The sequence below is a fragment of the Pseudomonas sp. P1_A1 genome (assembly GCF_056406935.1).
In genome coordinates this window covers 149747-164327 of record NZ_JBFTZE010000008.1, presented here as the reverse complement: position 1 = coordinate 164327, position 14581 = coordinate 149747, and the positions used below count along the sequence as shown (strand labels likewise).

The 14581-nt window shown below is 51.0% G+C and carries 12 protein-coding genes; 3 read left to right on the top strand and 9 right to left on the bottom strand.

Features of this window, described 5'->3' with window-relative positions; all coding sequences use genetic code 11:
- Positions 1-224 precede the first annotated feature (224 nt).
- Entirely contained in the window at positions 225-1220 is a 996-nt protein-coding gene (locus tag AC1D2Q_RS14340; protein WP_477813587.1) for a glycosyltransferase family 2 protein, read from the top strand.
- A gap of 59 nt (positions 1221-1279) precedes the next feature.
- On the opposite strand, the gene AC1D2Q_RS14335 is transcribed toward AC1D2Q_RS14340, so the two are convergent.
- The 5 genes from AC1D2Q_RS14335 to AC1D2Q_RS14315 form a co-directional block, all read right to left on the bottom strand.
- A complete protein-coding gene (locus AC1D2Q_RS14335; RefSeq protein ID WP_477813586.1) occupies positions 1280-2200 on the bottom strand; it encodes a glycosyltransferase in 921 nt (306 codons plus the stop codon).
- A 179-nt stretch (positions 2201-2379) separates the two neighbouring features.
- On the bottom strand, positions 2380-3516 hold the full coding sequence (locus AC1D2Q_RS14330) for a glycosyltransferase (protein ID WP_477813585.1): 1137 nt from the start codon (positions 3514-3516) through the stop codon (positions 2380-2382).
- Positions 3513-4460, bottom strand: coding sequence for a glycosyltransferase (locus tag AC1D2Q_RS14325; RefSeq protein WP_477813584.1), 948 nt, complete (start codon positions 4458-4460; stop codon positions 3513-3515). The genes AC1D2Q_RS14330 and AC1D2Q_RS14325 overlap by 4 nt, the downstream gene beginning before the upstream one ends.
- A gap of 13 nt (positions 4461-4473) precedes the next feature.
- The gene (locus AC1D2Q_RS14320) at positions 4474-5568 is read right to left on the bottom strand and encodes an NAD-dependent epimerase/dehydratase family protein (protein WP_477813583.1); all 1095 of its coding nucleotides are present in this window, start codon (positions 5566-5568) and stop codon (positions 4474-4476) included.
- The gene (locus tag AC1D2Q_RS14315) at positions 5565-8105 is read right to left on the bottom strand and encodes a glycosyltransferase (protein ID WP_477813582.1); all 2541 of its coding nucleotides are present in this window, start codon (positions 8103-8105) and stop codon (positions 5565-5567) included. The genes AC1D2Q_RS14320 and AC1D2Q_RS14315 overlap by 4 nt, the downstream gene beginning before the upstream one ends.
- Before the next feature lie 23 nt (positions 8106-8128).
- Between AC1D2Q_RS14315 and AC1D2Q_RS14310 the strand changes: the two genes are divergently transcribed.
- Both AC1D2Q_RS14310 and AC1D2Q_RS14305 read left to right on the top strand, forming a co-directional pair.
- On the top strand, positions 8129-8365 hold the full coding sequence (locus tag AC1D2Q_RS14310; protein WP_477813581.1) for a hypothetical protein: 237 nt from the start codon (positions 8129-8131) through the stop codon (positions 8363-8365).
- 398 nt (positions 8366-8763) lie between these two features.
- Positions 8764-10740 carry an acyltransferase family protein gene (locus AC1D2Q_RS14305; protein WP_477813580.1) on the top strand — a complete coding sequence of 659 codons (1977 nt, stop codon included), beginning with the start codon at positions 8764-8766 and terminating at the stop codon, positions 10738-10740.
- Positions 10741-10954: 214 nt separating this feature from the next.
- Here the strand turns inward: AC1D2Q_RS14305 and AC1D2Q_RS14300 are convergent, their stop codons facing one another.
- The 4 genes from AC1D2Q_RS14300 to AC1D2Q_RS14285 are packed head-to-tail and all read right to left on the bottom strand — an operon-like array spanning position 10955 to position 14328.
- Positions 10955-11581: an acyltransferase gene (locus tag AC1D2Q_RS14300; protein WP_477813579.1), complete on the bottom strand. Its 627-nt coding sequence runs from the start codon at positions 11579-11581 to the stop codon at positions 10955-10957.
- Positions 11581-12345, bottom strand: coding sequence for a TylF/MycF/NovP-related O-methyltransferase (locus AC1D2Q_RS14295; RefSeq protein WP_477813578.1), 765 nt, complete (start codon positions 12343-12345; stop codon positions 11581-11583). The genes AC1D2Q_RS14300 and AC1D2Q_RS14295 overlap by 1 nt, the downstream gene beginning before the upstream one ends.
- A gap of 2 nt (positions 12346-12347) precedes the next feature.
- Positions 12348-13553 (bottom strand): ABC transporter ATP-binding protein, encoded by a 1206-nt coding sequence (locus AC1D2Q_RS14290; protein ID WP_477813577.1) that lies wholly within the window; start codon positions 13551-13553, stop codon positions 12348-12350.
- Complete coding sequence (locus tag AC1D2Q_RS14285) at positions 13543-14328, bottom strand: ABC transporter permease (protein ID WP_477813576.1); 786 nt, start codon at positions 14326-14328, stop codon at positions 13543-13545. The genes AC1D2Q_RS14290 and AC1D2Q_RS14285 overlap by 11 nt, the downstream gene beginning before the upstream one ends.
- Between the last annotated feature and the right edge of the window lie 253 nt (positions 14329-14581).

Below are 14581 nucleotides of genomic sequence, written 5' to 3'. Positions count from 1 at the left end.
TCGATAAACGAAGCAGGCGCCGGTGCCCGGGCACGCTTCACGCATTCACTCTAATCTCCAGTAGAGCGTAAAAGAGTAGAGATTAAACCTTCCAGACAGATAAAATGCACGCCCTGTGCGCATCCCCGATGCCGGTTCTATCACCCAGGATGATGTCAAGTAGACATCAGTCTTTTTTTTTACGCACTGACAATGCATTTTTTAAACTCATGATGCGAGGACGCATGGACCAGCAACCGCCCCTGTCCGGTAGATCAGACGCTGAGCTATTCGTCGAAAACTCAAGGAGTTCACTGACAGCCCCCGAAGTAGCGATCCTTCTGTGTACGTTTAATGGCTGCACATTTCTTAAAGAGCAAATTGACTCTTTCATAGCCCAGACACATCAAAAATGGACGCTATACATTTCTGATGATGGCTCTACCGATGGAACGCTTGCACTGCTGGAAAATTACCAGGACCTGATCAACTCACAACGCATACAAGTGTTCAGTGGTCCGCGCGCAGGTTTTGCTGAAAACTTCATGTCGCTGGTAAGAAACGAGAATATAAAGGCAGACTTTTTTGCATTCAGCGATCAGGACGATATCTGGTTCAATAACAAGCTGGAAAGAAGTATCCGACAATTGGAGTCGCTGCCCCCCCATCTGCCAGCCCTGTACTGCTCCCGCACTCGCCTGATCGATCAAGACCGGAAAATCATTGGTTTTTCACCTGACTTCAAACGGCCCCCAGTCTTCCAGAATGCGCTGATCCAAAGCATTGCCGGTGCCAATACGATGCTCCTCAATAGCGCAGCACGGGACCTCTTGAACAAGATCCCCCACACCATGACCGTTGTCGCGCACGATTGGCTCACCTATCTTTTGACGACAGCCTGCGGTGGAAACGTCATCTACGATTCAGAGCCGACGCTGGACTATCGCCAGCACGGTGGCAATGTCATCGGTGCCAATTCCGGTTTCAAAGAGCGCCTGATACGCCTCGGCAAGTTGATCGACGGACGCTTCAGCCGCTGGAGTGATTCAAACCTTCAGATCCTTGAGTTACTTGAAGGGGAACTGACACCCGTGAATCGGCAGACATTGAATGACTTCAAACATGGGCGGCAAAGCTCCATCTTCAAGAGGTTTCGCCTCATGAAAAAGTCAGGTGTTTATCGCCAGACCCTGGCCGGTAACATCAGCCTCATTCTGGCCATCTGCCTGAACAAGATTTAAGGTGACACAGCGGGCACCGACACAAGGTGCCCTTTTCAAAAAAGTGCTGCTCGCACCGATCACAATTTTTTAATGATGTATCGGCACAGACGTACGTAATACAACGTGCGGGTTCTGAGTCGCCCCAACCATTTCTTACCCAGCTTGTGATAAGGCGCCTGAAACGCAAGATCACGAATCACCGCAGTGACGCTCAACTCAGAAGTACGATCTATGCCAGCGTCGATCTGAGCCAACAGCGTAGGCCTTACATGATGCTGGTCAACCTCTCTGGCGACCTCGGCACGGCTGATAAAACCGCTGTCGATGGCTCTTCTAAGGCATGCCATCCAGAGATGGCCGTTCGGGTTCTCAAGAGAAACCCAAGGCTGGGTGTTCATGTCGGTGTAATGCAGCAATGAGGTCTGTCCGGCGGAGTACTGCTCCAGAGAGTTCCACGTCACCGGCACCGAGTAGCCAATCTGTTTCGCGACGCTCATTTCGAACATCAATGTGCGGTATTCAAGCGCCCCACTGTCCAGATCAGCAACAATATCTTCGATCTTCCAGTTTAATCGCTCGCAGTCCAGAACCATGACGCTGAATTGCGAACGGCGCCCCTGGGTCCCGCTTGCTACCGTCAACAGATGATTGTCGCCAAACGGCTGATTCCAAAGTCCTTCAATGTCCGCAAAGACCTGCATGTCGGCGTCCATGTAAATGGCTCGCCCTTTGAACTGACACAACTCCGGAATGAGGAATCGCTGAAACGAAAACGGTGTACGGGCCCGGTTTTCCAGGCCTTTAGGCTGCGGTATCGATCGCTGATGACTATAAATCGCCGACAGTTCAACCGATAGAGAAGATCGCTCTCTGATCGAAAACTCCAGCACTCGCATTGGCAGCCATTCCGCGGGAGTCGCGGCTACAAAAACCCGTACAGGTGTATCAGTGTTATCCGTGGCAGTTGGCGCTGGATGTTCATCGGTCTGCTGATTCATTTTTTTTCCGCGCCAAACTGCCAGTCGGCCAGCTTCTGAATGGAACCGGCATTGAAATATCTACACTCTTCCAAAATCACATATTCTATGGAGTTGAATAACATCGCCCGTTAATTCCACATCATCTGGTTATTTTCTGCACCACAGAATTCACAACATCCGTGCGCACCCGGCAGGCACTAACTCCGATAGCTATGGGCCATGTCAAACACCTTGTCCAGTTGTCGTTCAAGCTTGCCGATCGAGAACTGTTCAGCACAATAGGCTTGAGCAATCTCCAATGCCTGCTTGCGCGACTGCGGCGAGTCAAGAGACTGTTTCAACGCCTCATGCCACCCCTCATTCACTAGCGCTCCACCACCCTCCGGAATCACTTTGCTGTACACCGGGATGTTCGACGCCATAACAGGAATCCCCGCCGCAGTGTATTCAATGAATTTTGTCGGTGCCTTGCACAGGTTAAAGTCTTCGTTGACCAGAGGTGCCAGGCCGATGTCCCAGTTCAAACCGGCCAGCACGGAAAGAAACTCCGCGTAAGCTTTATTGACCTTGTGGCTTTTAACCCTGTCGCCGAAGCGCACGAGGCGCTCGGGCATCTGGATGGTACCGAACACCTCAAAATGCAGCTCGGGCCTTTCGTCGAGCAGACGCTCAAGCGCCGGCACAACCATGTCCAGGTCTTCCTGATGCCCCTTGGACCCCATGTAACCTATCGTCTGATACGAACGCTCCTGCCGGACAATAGTGACCCGCTCCCCCATAAACGGCGCATACATCCCGTGAAAAATAGGTTGGTGGGGGTACATCCCGCCCAGCAGACCTGCCAGATGAGAAGTGGATGCGTAGATAAGATCACAGTGGGCGAGCAGATATCGACGCGCGTCGATAACGTCCTGGGCGCCTTGGCGCTTCTGGATCTCCGCACCTAGCGAATGGGGAATTTCCAACAGGTTATCGTCGATGTGATAGACAACCGGAATGTTCTGCGCTTTGAAGTAATCGACAATATCGGCGCCAAATGGCTGACCGTATCGAGTAATGACGACCAGATCCGGATTGAACGAATCACTCCATTGCTTCCAGCACCCATCCCCCTTTCGCGCGACAAGATTCTGGGAAACAACGGCAAAGTTCACTTCCCCCCGGCGATGCATCTCGCGCAGGGGAAGATCGAAACTGATGAAATAGGTGGCGTTTACATTCTCGGTAAAAATCAGAATGTTCCGGCCATTCGGGTTGCCGGCCTGGAAAACGTCGAAATCACTCGACGCTCCGGTAGCACGCGGTCTGAACAGCGACTTGAGAAACGCAATCATGCGTTGGAAGCCTTCTGATCACCCGAACTTTGCCCGGCCTGCAGTTTGGCCTCATACGCCTTGATCACTTGTTGACGATGGCGCTTGGCTTCATAAACAGCCTTGTGCGGAATGTAGCCCGACAGTTTGTCGGTAGCCGCATTTTTCTTGTCCCACAGGCCGTGCAGGAACGATGGAATAAAATGGCGATATTTGATGTCGCGCAGCAGTGAAGGCCTGAAGTAACCGAGGTCGATTTCCTTCTGGATGGCTGCTTCGGTCAATGTCCCGTCCGCCAGCATCATCCGCACTTCAGCAAACCATGGCCAGGCGTTCTTGTTGCCGCAGGCGGACCAGGGCTGAGTATAGACGTCGGTGTAGTGAATCAACCGAGTGTCCGTGTCCCAGTGCTCCAGGCTGTTCCATTCGAACGGCACACCGTACTTGACGTGCTCTTCGTCCAGAATGATCAGCTGTGACATGAGCTGGTCGTAGTCATAACGCCCTTCATCCATGCCACGCACAATGGTTTCAACGTCCCAGTCCAAACGCTCGCAATCGAGCAGCATCACGGCGCACTGCTTCTTGCGGGTTTTCGGGGCGCCAACTTTCTGGGTCGACTCGTCCGTGAACTTTACTTCCTGCTGGATGATGATTTTCGCGCCATCGAACGGAATGTTCCACAGTTCGCGGATATCACGAAACACCAGCATGTCGGCGTCCATATAGATCGCCTTACCCTTGTAGCCGCTGAGTTTGGGAATGCAGAAACGACTGAAGGAAAACCCGGTGCGCTGACCGTTACGCGGGTCTAACGGCTCAGGTACCGGAAGGTCAAGCATCGGGATAACTTCAACCTTGGCCGTGGTATGTCGCTTGATCGAATACTCGAGGACGGGAACGGCTAACAGCTGCGAGCGATCAACACCCACATATACCCGTATCACTTCATCGTCATGAACCATTCGAAAATCCCTCTTAAACGTTAGCGTTCTTGAATTCTACCTTCGCCCATTCGGCAAGACGCTCTACGCCCGACTGAATGCTGACATTCGGGCTCCAGTTCAAAGCGGCCCGGGCGGCGGTAATGTTGGCGCACGCATAGCGAATATCACCGATCCGGAACTGGCCGGTGATTTTATAAGAGGTGTCGCTCACGCCCAGATTGCGCATCAGCATTCTGGCCATTTCAAGGATCGAGACCGGCTCGCCGCTACCAATATCGAGAATTGTGCCGTGGGCAACGTTGGCATTGTTCGCCTTGACCAACGCGTCCACGATGTCATCCACAAAAACGAAATCACGGGCAATATCGCCGTCTTCGAAAATCGCCAGTTCGCCACCGGCAAGCAGTTGACGAGCGAAGATCGACAATACGCCGGTATAGGGGTTACGCAAGGACTGGCCAGGACCGTAGACATTCTGGAAACGCAGAATGGTCGCATCCCACGGCGCGCCGTCACCGGCCTGGCATAGCAGGTATTCCTGCATCAGTTTTGTCGAAGCGTAAACCGAAGCCGGTGCCGGCGGCAGCCCCGCGTGGCTGGCGATAGGCCGAGCCGGTAACACCGCACTTGCCGGCAATGGCACCGTGAAGTCACCAGCGGTCATCGTCTGTGGCTGGCGTGGCAAGCCGACATATTCCACACCGCGGGCATCGGCGTAACCGCCCTCACCGTATACTGCCCGCGATGCCGCCAGTACGACCTTGCGCACATTGTTCTGCTTACGAAGCGCCTCGATCAAGTGGGTTGTCCCCAACACGTTGACCGAGCAATAACGAGACGGCTCATCGTAAGACTGGCCGGTACCGGTTTCTGCTGCCAGGTGATACACCAACTCCGGATCAGCTTCGCTTACGGCTTGCATCAGCGCCTGGGCATCGGCGACATCGCCGCGGACAAAGCGTACGTTCTGCGGCAGGACAGGGTCGACAGCATCACCACCATGGACCTGAGGGTGCAGGTTGTCGAAGACCCAAATAGAGCGAGAAGCATCTTCCTTGAGCAGGGCCTTGACCAGACGACTACCGATAAAGCCGGCACCGCCGGTAATGAAAATACGCTGTGTCATTGATTTGTTACCTGGGAATGTAGTGATGTTGAGCAAACCAAGTCGTCAACTATTCGGATGGCGGCATCGCCTTCCAAGATCATACGTTTTACAAAACGCTCGGAAAGGTGCCTGAACTCTGGCGCTTGGCTTTCATCCAGAACGCGCTCGATGAACGCGGACCAGTTCGCCATCTGCTCGATGGCGTACAGTGGAGCGTAGGTCTGGGTGTCGAGATCGCCCTTGACCACAGCAACCGGCAACCCGCGCGCTGCTGCATCGAGAGCCACAGTAGAAGGACTGGTGATAACCGCCTTCATCCGACCCAACAACCCGCCAGCGGTATATCGCTCCCATTCGGGCTGTTTGGGATCGGCGATGATCAGATTCGAGGCGACGGGCTTGTCTCCCTTGTAACGAGAGGTCAGCCACAGCCCCGCATGATGAGGCTTGATCAAAAAGGTGACAGCAGGAAATTGTTCCGCCAGCGCAGTTACCCCTGCAAGAAAAAACTGCCGATATTCTTCGGAGTACCGATGCCAATGCAGGTTTTCAAAGACACCAACCACACAAGCTTCGGGAGCGATCAACGTATCCAGATTGGCAACCTCTTCCTGGCCCACCTTGGAGCAGCCAACCGAAACGCATTTTGCACGGGTAGCTGCGCTGATGTCGGCGTGCAAGGTTTCCAGCCCGCCCCAAAGGTAAATCCTGTCGGCGGCGAAATTGATCCGGTCTATCGATTGGATCTTGTCGCTGTAGGTCAAGCCCACATTCTCGAGACCATGTTGCAAGGTCGCAGTCATGACGCCGACACCCTTCGCCGCTTCGGTAAGGGTGCGACTGAATCGATGAGGACTGAGATTGGTTTCCGATACCGTCAGCAGCACTCTAGTCCGGGAGCTGAAGTGGAATGAAGCCAACGGCTCGGTGGCGGATACTACTCGGACATTGATCTGATGAAGTGACAGGGTTTTCATCACTCGCGGAGAAGCTTTGAGCAATGCGCCGCTGCACACCACCTGCAGCGCTATCTCGCGCTGCTTGAGTTCAAGCATGATCGGCAGCGCAAGATCCAGGTCCTGGACCAGATGCAGTACCACGACGACCTCTGCTTCGTAGGAGTCTGCACCGGAGCGTTGCTCGATGGCCGATTGCACCGCATCCTGCCACAGAGAGCCAATGACAGCAGAACTGAAGTGCTGCTCAATCAGCGTCCGTGCAAGCGCTACGTCTTGGCGACCATTTTCGGTGCTCGACAGATAACGACGCAGCCCCTGCAAAAAATCACCGGTCATGATGCTGCCGGCTAACGGCGACAGTGCAGGCGTTGCGGTAGCGACGACGGGAATGCCTCGTGTCAGGGCATGAACCGTGCGATTGGCGGACTTGCAGACACTGAACGGGTCGCAGGAGTTAGGGATCAGAACAACCCGTGAAACAGCCATCCAGTCGTCGACAACGTTGATCGACCATTCCACATAGCGTGATGCAATAGCCATCGGCTTGATAAAGCGCTCGTACTTGGCAGCGTTGTTGCTGATCACCACAAGCTCAACCGGATACTCCAGCGCGATCGCTTCCAGTGCATCCTGGATGAGAAGCAAGTCCAGCATGCCGAAGTCGGCGTAATCGGCACCATGATTACCGAACCACAGTAAATACATGGTTTTCGACGAATCAGGGGCTGGTGCATTTGAAATCACAGGAGGGATCGCAGGAACTGCGACACCCCTTGTCTTTTTGAAGACCGCAGCCAGTCTCCGGAGCGGGCGCAAGGGTACCCCCACAATGGCCATAACAGTTGCGATCGAACCATCCTTGCCACGCTTTTTCCTGATACGTTGCAATTGCTTCTTCAACAAACGCTTGAGCGTGTAGATACCGCCTGAGTCCTTGATCTCATTCGCCAGCCTCATAAACCGGCTGCGCCACAAGGAGAGAGCCATGGTTTTTTGCATCGCCATGGCATCTTCGACAAGCTTGCGACCTTCGTTCGTTACCGTTTCAGAAGCCAGGCCATCCGGAATGACGTGCACGGCCACGCCTGGCACATGGGCCTTTATGACGTCTGACAAAGGTTCAGTGGTTGTCACAACAGCAGTTGCGAGCTGGGCCATTCTGATGAACATTTCGCCATGCGTGCCCAATGGTCCCTTGCCATAACCAGGCACAAAAACGTTGTCACATAGGTCGATGATGACGGGCATGTTCAGAGCCCGGGCACGCTGAACCAATGCCAGGCTTTCAACAGAAAAAGCTTTGACGACGACAAGGGCATCAAGGCTTTCAAGATTGACAGGACCTTGACTGGTAAACAGACTGCAGGTAAAGCCTTTCGCTTCAAGTGCCAGCAAAGGAAGTAATGCCCGATAGCGCACACTGGCCATGTCAAGCGACAGTGAGGCAACGCACCAGCCCACGTTTATCTGATGTCTATCCATAAGACTTCCCACCTCTGAACACTTCCCCCGCCCTTTGGTCAACGCAACTACAAACGGACCGGCCAATAAATAAAACAAAAACCGATAAAAAGAGATATAGCAATCCGCGCCCATGAATAAGAACCCTGGCTCTGCTCATGCAGCGCAAGCTCAATCCCGATGCGATTCGTAACCGCGCATTCTACCGAACACCTACCTATCCGCGGACTTTTTTTTCGGGGCAGGACATTTTGGACGATATTCACCAGGGCTTCATGACTTGCATCAAACAGACCAGCTGGCTCAAGACCGCCAAGGTTACGACCGAGAGCCCCGCGTTTGACTGCGCCCCGCGAGGCATACCTGTTAAGGGCAGCCTCGATCAAAGACCTTGAAGCTTTGCTGCCGTGCAATTGCTCGACGGTGCAGGAAACAACCGACCTGGACAAGGTACCGCTTGCACCGACAACATCGCCGTGCCGGTTATGCCGAATTTTCTCCAGCTGCATTTCCGCTATACGAGCCGGCACGCCTGAGGCTAGCACCTGCATTCCAAGAGGTTGAGCCTCCGGACAATAGATGCGCGGATGCGACCCCAGGCAACCTGCCCGGGCATAAACATGGTACCGTTTCGCGCCGCCGACGTAGCGTTGGCATTTCTAACATGCATGTCGATGAACCAAGCTCATGAAAAGAAAATTAACGAATTTGTTGCCAATGCGGTACATGACAGATGGAGGAGCCAAGTCGTTATGCACCACATTCCTGCCATGCCCGGGAGGGAGCGGTAGTAATGTCAAAGGCTGAGCCAATACTGTCAAAGGCTGAGTCAGTGATATCCATCGCTGATGTAGCCTCGCAACCTCATGTGCCATATCGCGGCGATATTGACGGGCTTCGCGCCATCGCTGTTTTGGGCGTAGTGTTATATCACGCTTTTCCTACGCTCATAGTCGGGGGTTTTACAGGCGTAGACGTCTTCTTTGTGATATCGGGTTATTTAATATCAGCCAATATTTACAAGAGTGCTGCGGCGGGGCGTTTCAGCTTTGTTGATTTTTACCGTCGCAGGGTTCGAAGAATATTTCCCTCGCTTATTTTGGTGATGGTGGCATGCCTAGGTTTTGGATGGCTTGCTCTTTTCCCCAACGAATATGCGGAGCTTGGAAAGCAAACTGCCTTGGGAGCAGGCTTTGTATCTAACATAGGTTTCTTTAGAGAAAGCGGCTACTTCGATGTATCATCAATCACCAAGCCGTTACTGCATCTATGGTCGCTGGGCGTAGAAGAACAGTTCTACATTCTATGGCCAATTGCTGCAGTTCTGTTGTGGCGCACAGGAAAATTTTTCGGAATTTTTCTGATCTTATCCATAATCCTATCCTTCATAGCTTCTATTATTGTCATCAAGACCAATCAAGTCGCTGCATTTTATTTGCCATTTTTCAGGTTTTGGGAATTGGCCATGGGAGCGTTGCTCGCATATAGCTCCAGGAATGGATGGAAAGCTCATTCATTTTTTGCATGGCTCGGGATAGCACTGATTGCCGCCTCATATACTTTCGCCAAAGAGGGAGTAACCTTCCCTGGATATTGGGCTCTCCTTCCAGTGTTCGGAGCATGGCTGATTATTGCATCGACTTCATCCGGCTGGCTTAATCAAAATGTATTGGCCTGCCCTCCAGCCAAATTTCTTGGACTCGTTAGTTTTCCCTTCTACCTTTGGCATTGGCCAATTCTCTCATTTGCCCATATAGTGCTTGGCGAAGAACCATCTCTGCTTGCTAGAGCCGGGGCAGTTATAGCTTCGTTGCTGCTGGCATCTGCAACGTATTTTTTTGTAGAGAAGCCACTCAGGTTTTCAAAGAGCGCGTACGTGACTGTAGGCCTGACTCTGTCAATGGTATGCGTCGGGACATTTGGCTGGTATGCGGCGCGAGCGGATGGGATCCCTTGGCGTGCCGCAGCAGTAGACCAAGAAGAGTTGAACAAGCTCATGGTCGGCCCTACTTGGAAATACACAAAAAATGACCTGTGCGTCTCTCTGTATGCGCCCACATTTCGTTATTTTTGCTCGCAGGAAAAAGCAGCACCACCAACAGTTATTCTTATTGGAAATAGTTATGCTAACCACTTGTATGGCGGGCTAGTTGAGAGCGCTCGTTTCTCAAAGCAAAACATACTCTCCTATGGTTCGTGCCAACCCGGCGGCTATCCGATTGACTGTGATACACAAGAAAAAATAGTTGCAGAAAACCCATCAATAAAATTAGCTATAATAAATGAGCTTTGGCCGAGACTTGGCGCCGATGGCCGAGAACAGGACATGATAACCGGAGAACCATTAAAAGCTGGTGGCGATCTAGCAGCTCGATACGAAGATTTTTTAAATGCCAAAATTGACTTCATGAACAAACATGGCGTAACGACTGTTATCTTCAAGCCAAAGCCGGAAGTCATGTATGAGCCTCGGACATGCTTTCCCCGCCCGTTCGCTCCAGCAGCAAATGACTGCTTGCTTCCCTTGGAACAGGTTAAAAAACAACAGGAGGGTATTGTCGCTGTGATTGATCGAGTTGTAGCAAAACATCCTGAGGTTTTTGTGTTCGATCAAAACCCTCTGTTTTGTAACGAGAACTCATGCAGCCTAATAAAAGATGGAATGCCCTTGCTGCGAGACTATCGCCATTACAACGAATTTGGCAGTCGACTTATCATTGAAAGATTTGCAGATTGGGCAAAGCAGCACAATATTGGAGTCGTCGACTAATTGAGTTCTGGCAATTGATTGATCTGAGTGTTGCCACCGCAAGGTGGCTCATTTCAACCAAGCCCGCCACGCGCGGGCTTTTTTATTGCCTGAGAACGATCAAAAAAGGGGTTTGGTGGGCGTTGTAGCGGTCGTGTTGCATGCGATCGGAAACGCGCCTTCCTGCGGATCCGATCATTTGATTGCAACACCGCAAATACGCCTGAGAGACTTGTCAAACCGGCTTATCAAAGCCGGGACGATACTTGAGCACTTTTGCAGGTACACCGCCCACGATAGCCCCTCGATCGACGGTTCTATTGACAACCGATCCCGCGGCGATAATGGCACCATCATGGATTGTGACCCCATCCAGGATGCGACTCCCCGTCCCGATCCATATGTCACTGCCCATCTGAATGCCTTTTCGAGTGAGGCCCTGCTTGGCAATAGGCACTGTAGGGTCATCGAAAATGTGATTGGCAGGAATGACGACAGTATGCGCCGCAATCCGCACATAATTCCCGGTTTTCAGCCCGCCATGACCATAAAGCACACAATACGGGTTAACCGAATTGGATTTACCCAACTCTATTCGCCCCCCCGGCCCAGTGTCCAGGATTGCGCCGGGATGGAGTATGCTTCCGTCACCTATAACAATGGTTGAATCCGAGTTAGTACAAATAAGTCGCGCGCCGGACTTTATGACCACCCGCTTTCCAATCACGATATTGGAAAGACACCCCTCAAAATAAGCATCCGGCGCGACCTGAACCCCCTCTCCAAAGGAGACGGTTATTTCTTCTTCTATTTTATTTGAAGAACAAAAGAACTGCCTTATCCTCGAAAGAATGATATTCATTAATATTTTACTACGTATGCTTTCGTCCTGTTCGGCGCATCATCTCCGTATCGGATTTGAGCTAGCGCTTCAGGTTTATCTTTAAAAAACTGATCAATAGCCTTTCCTGCCATCGGGTAATTTACAGAATTATAGTCATCAAAAAAAATCACCCCCCCCTTGACCATACGAGGATAGAAGTACTCCAAACACTCAATGTGCGGCTCGAACAAATCACAATCGATATTAACGTAGTGATATTTCTGTTCTTCCAGCAATGGTAGCGAGTGACTAAAAAGGCCTTCACGTAACTCGACGTAGCGACTCAGATCAGCTTGATCGATCAGAGCTTGAACCCCTGCAAGAGACGTCTCTGCAAATAAAGTCTTATTCAGATAAGTCGCATCAGCCGGCGCGAACAGCTTGTCTTGATCCGAAAGTGGCGGCAGACCGCTAAATGTATCCAAGCCCAGCATTTTAAAAGGTATACCGCTCTCACGCGCGTACTTTGCGCATGCCACAAGACTGCTACCCGTAAAAACGCCGCATTCCACTGCATTGAACCTGGAGAGTCTGCGGACACCTCTATTCCAGAAGAAATCTCCCCAGGGATTTTTTTTCTTTTTCTGCCTTTCACTTCGGAGAAAATTGGCAATGGCTATTTGAAAGCCATGAAGAACAGGAACCCGCTCGAAAAAAATATCGGGAAATGGAGGAACATGCGGAAACTCGAGCGACGCATTGAACTTAAGCTTCTTTTTTTTCACAACACCGTTATTGGACATTTTTACACCCTCGAACTGGAAAGGGCCAAGCCCAAGTCAACGATGCCAGTTTGGCCTGACACCGAAGTAACATCGAAATTAAAGAAGTTTTGCGACATCTCAAGTGGCACGGCGGCATCCCCCACCACCTCATTGACAATATAGCTCAAGAAATACTTCCCACCGAGCAAGTGGTTGTTAAATGAAAATTCCAAGTGATACTCATCCCCTTCAACCACATCATGCAGCAGTGGACCGCACTCCGCCCCATCAATTGCACATACAGTAATACCAGAACTGTTCCTGATACCAAAATTAAACGCTATACACTCCGCTGAACTCGCAGCTAAAAACTTAGCCTTGAATACATACTGATTTGCCTGATCCCTATACTCCAACGAAAAATCTTTAATCATTTCAGCAGTCGATGAAAGCTTACTGATCTCCGACTTACCCATTGAGCGAGCTTTCGGCTGCTGTTCGCTTCGTACACTTTTGTACACTTCGATGGCCTCAAAGACGGATCCATCGTGAATTTTCTTGCCACCCTCGATGACGACAGCCCGGGTACAAAAATTCGCTAGCAAATTCTGGTTGTGCGTCACCAACAGAAAAGTCTGCCCCGAATCACGCATCTCCCGGATACGGTCGTAACATTTCATACGGAAGCTGGCGTCGCCGACAGCCAACGTCTCATCAATAATGATCAAGTCGGCATCAACATGAACTGCACAGGCGAATGCAAGGCGAGACTGCATACCCGACGAATAGGTTCGCATAGGCTGATCAAAATAATCACCTAAATCGGCGAACGCTATGATATCAGCGATCCTGCGATCAGCGCCTTGCTTGTTAATGCCCTGAATACTACAAAAAAGATAAGCGTTTTCTCTACCAGTGAAACTCATGTTAAAGCCGGCAGTGAGCCCGAGCAATGTAGCGATACGGCCATATCGGGACACTTGACCGTCAGTGGGCTCAATCACATTTCCCAAAATACCAAGCAGTGTTGACTTACCGGCACCATTCCGCCCAATAATCCCAACCGTCTCACCACTGCGAACTTCAAGATCAATGCCATCCAGAACTTTTTTACCGCCAACCCCCTTCGACGCTCGTTTCAGCAACGCATCGAAAAAGACAGTCATTGGCCGCAAGGAACTTGCGTAGCTTTTGCTTATACTTGATGCTTCAAGAAGCAGGCGATTGCGTTCAATATTAGACAACATCGGCGACCACCCCTTTGATCCTGTTAAACAACCAAACAGAAAAAATACTTAAAATAAGCGCCGACGAAAGCAGAGAAAGAAAAACAATTAGAGAAGGCCCCCTACCAAAAACCAAGGCCTCCCTTATAGGTTCGACTATAACGGTCAGTGGATTAAGCCAAAGAATGAAACGATACGCTTCCGGCGCAAGACTGACAGGATATGAGATGGGAGCGGCATAAAAAAGCACGCGCATCAGCAACCTGACTGCCTCTGAGATATCCCCAATAAAAGGGCCAATCATCGATAAAATTAAAGAAAGCGCGGAAATAATAGTCAAAGACAACATTAACAAAATCAAAGCCCAAGCAATCCCAGGCAAGCTAACCACAGAAAATGCCATGCATAAAACCAGCACCATCGTCGCGTATATTATACCGTGGACGTAGGCACGCATGAGATTCGCAAGCCAGATCACCCACAAAGGAAACGGCGACTTGACAACATAAGTTCTTTTGCTCGCATAGACCACCGTAGACGAGTTAACAACATCGGAGACAAGCAAATATATCGACAAGCCGATAAAAAACGGCAACACAAAACCAACGGACACATTAGAACCGGGCTCATTCCAACTTACTTTTAATATGCCACCAAAAACAACTGTATAAACAAACAATAAACACAGCGGTGTCAGGACCATCCAAAAGACACCTAGAAAGGATCTTTTGTATTTAGCCTGCAGGTCGCGTCTTGCCAAATCCCATGCTAACCTAAAGCATTCTGCGAACTTCATAAAAACCTCAAAAAATGGATACAACAAATATCCAGTTCAAATATTCTCAGGCGCGAAATTATAAGGAAACACCGCCGAAAAAGCGAGCGTGATGGCATATCAATACCGCATGATCACGACTATCCTTCCTACCGAGCACTGCTGGACAACTCATCGGATCATCCATCCACCACTCTCAACCCAGCCCTCCAACCCACAGGCCATCTGCTCGTTTGGCAGGCCGAGTCGGATCTCGATTATCCAGACAAAGAGG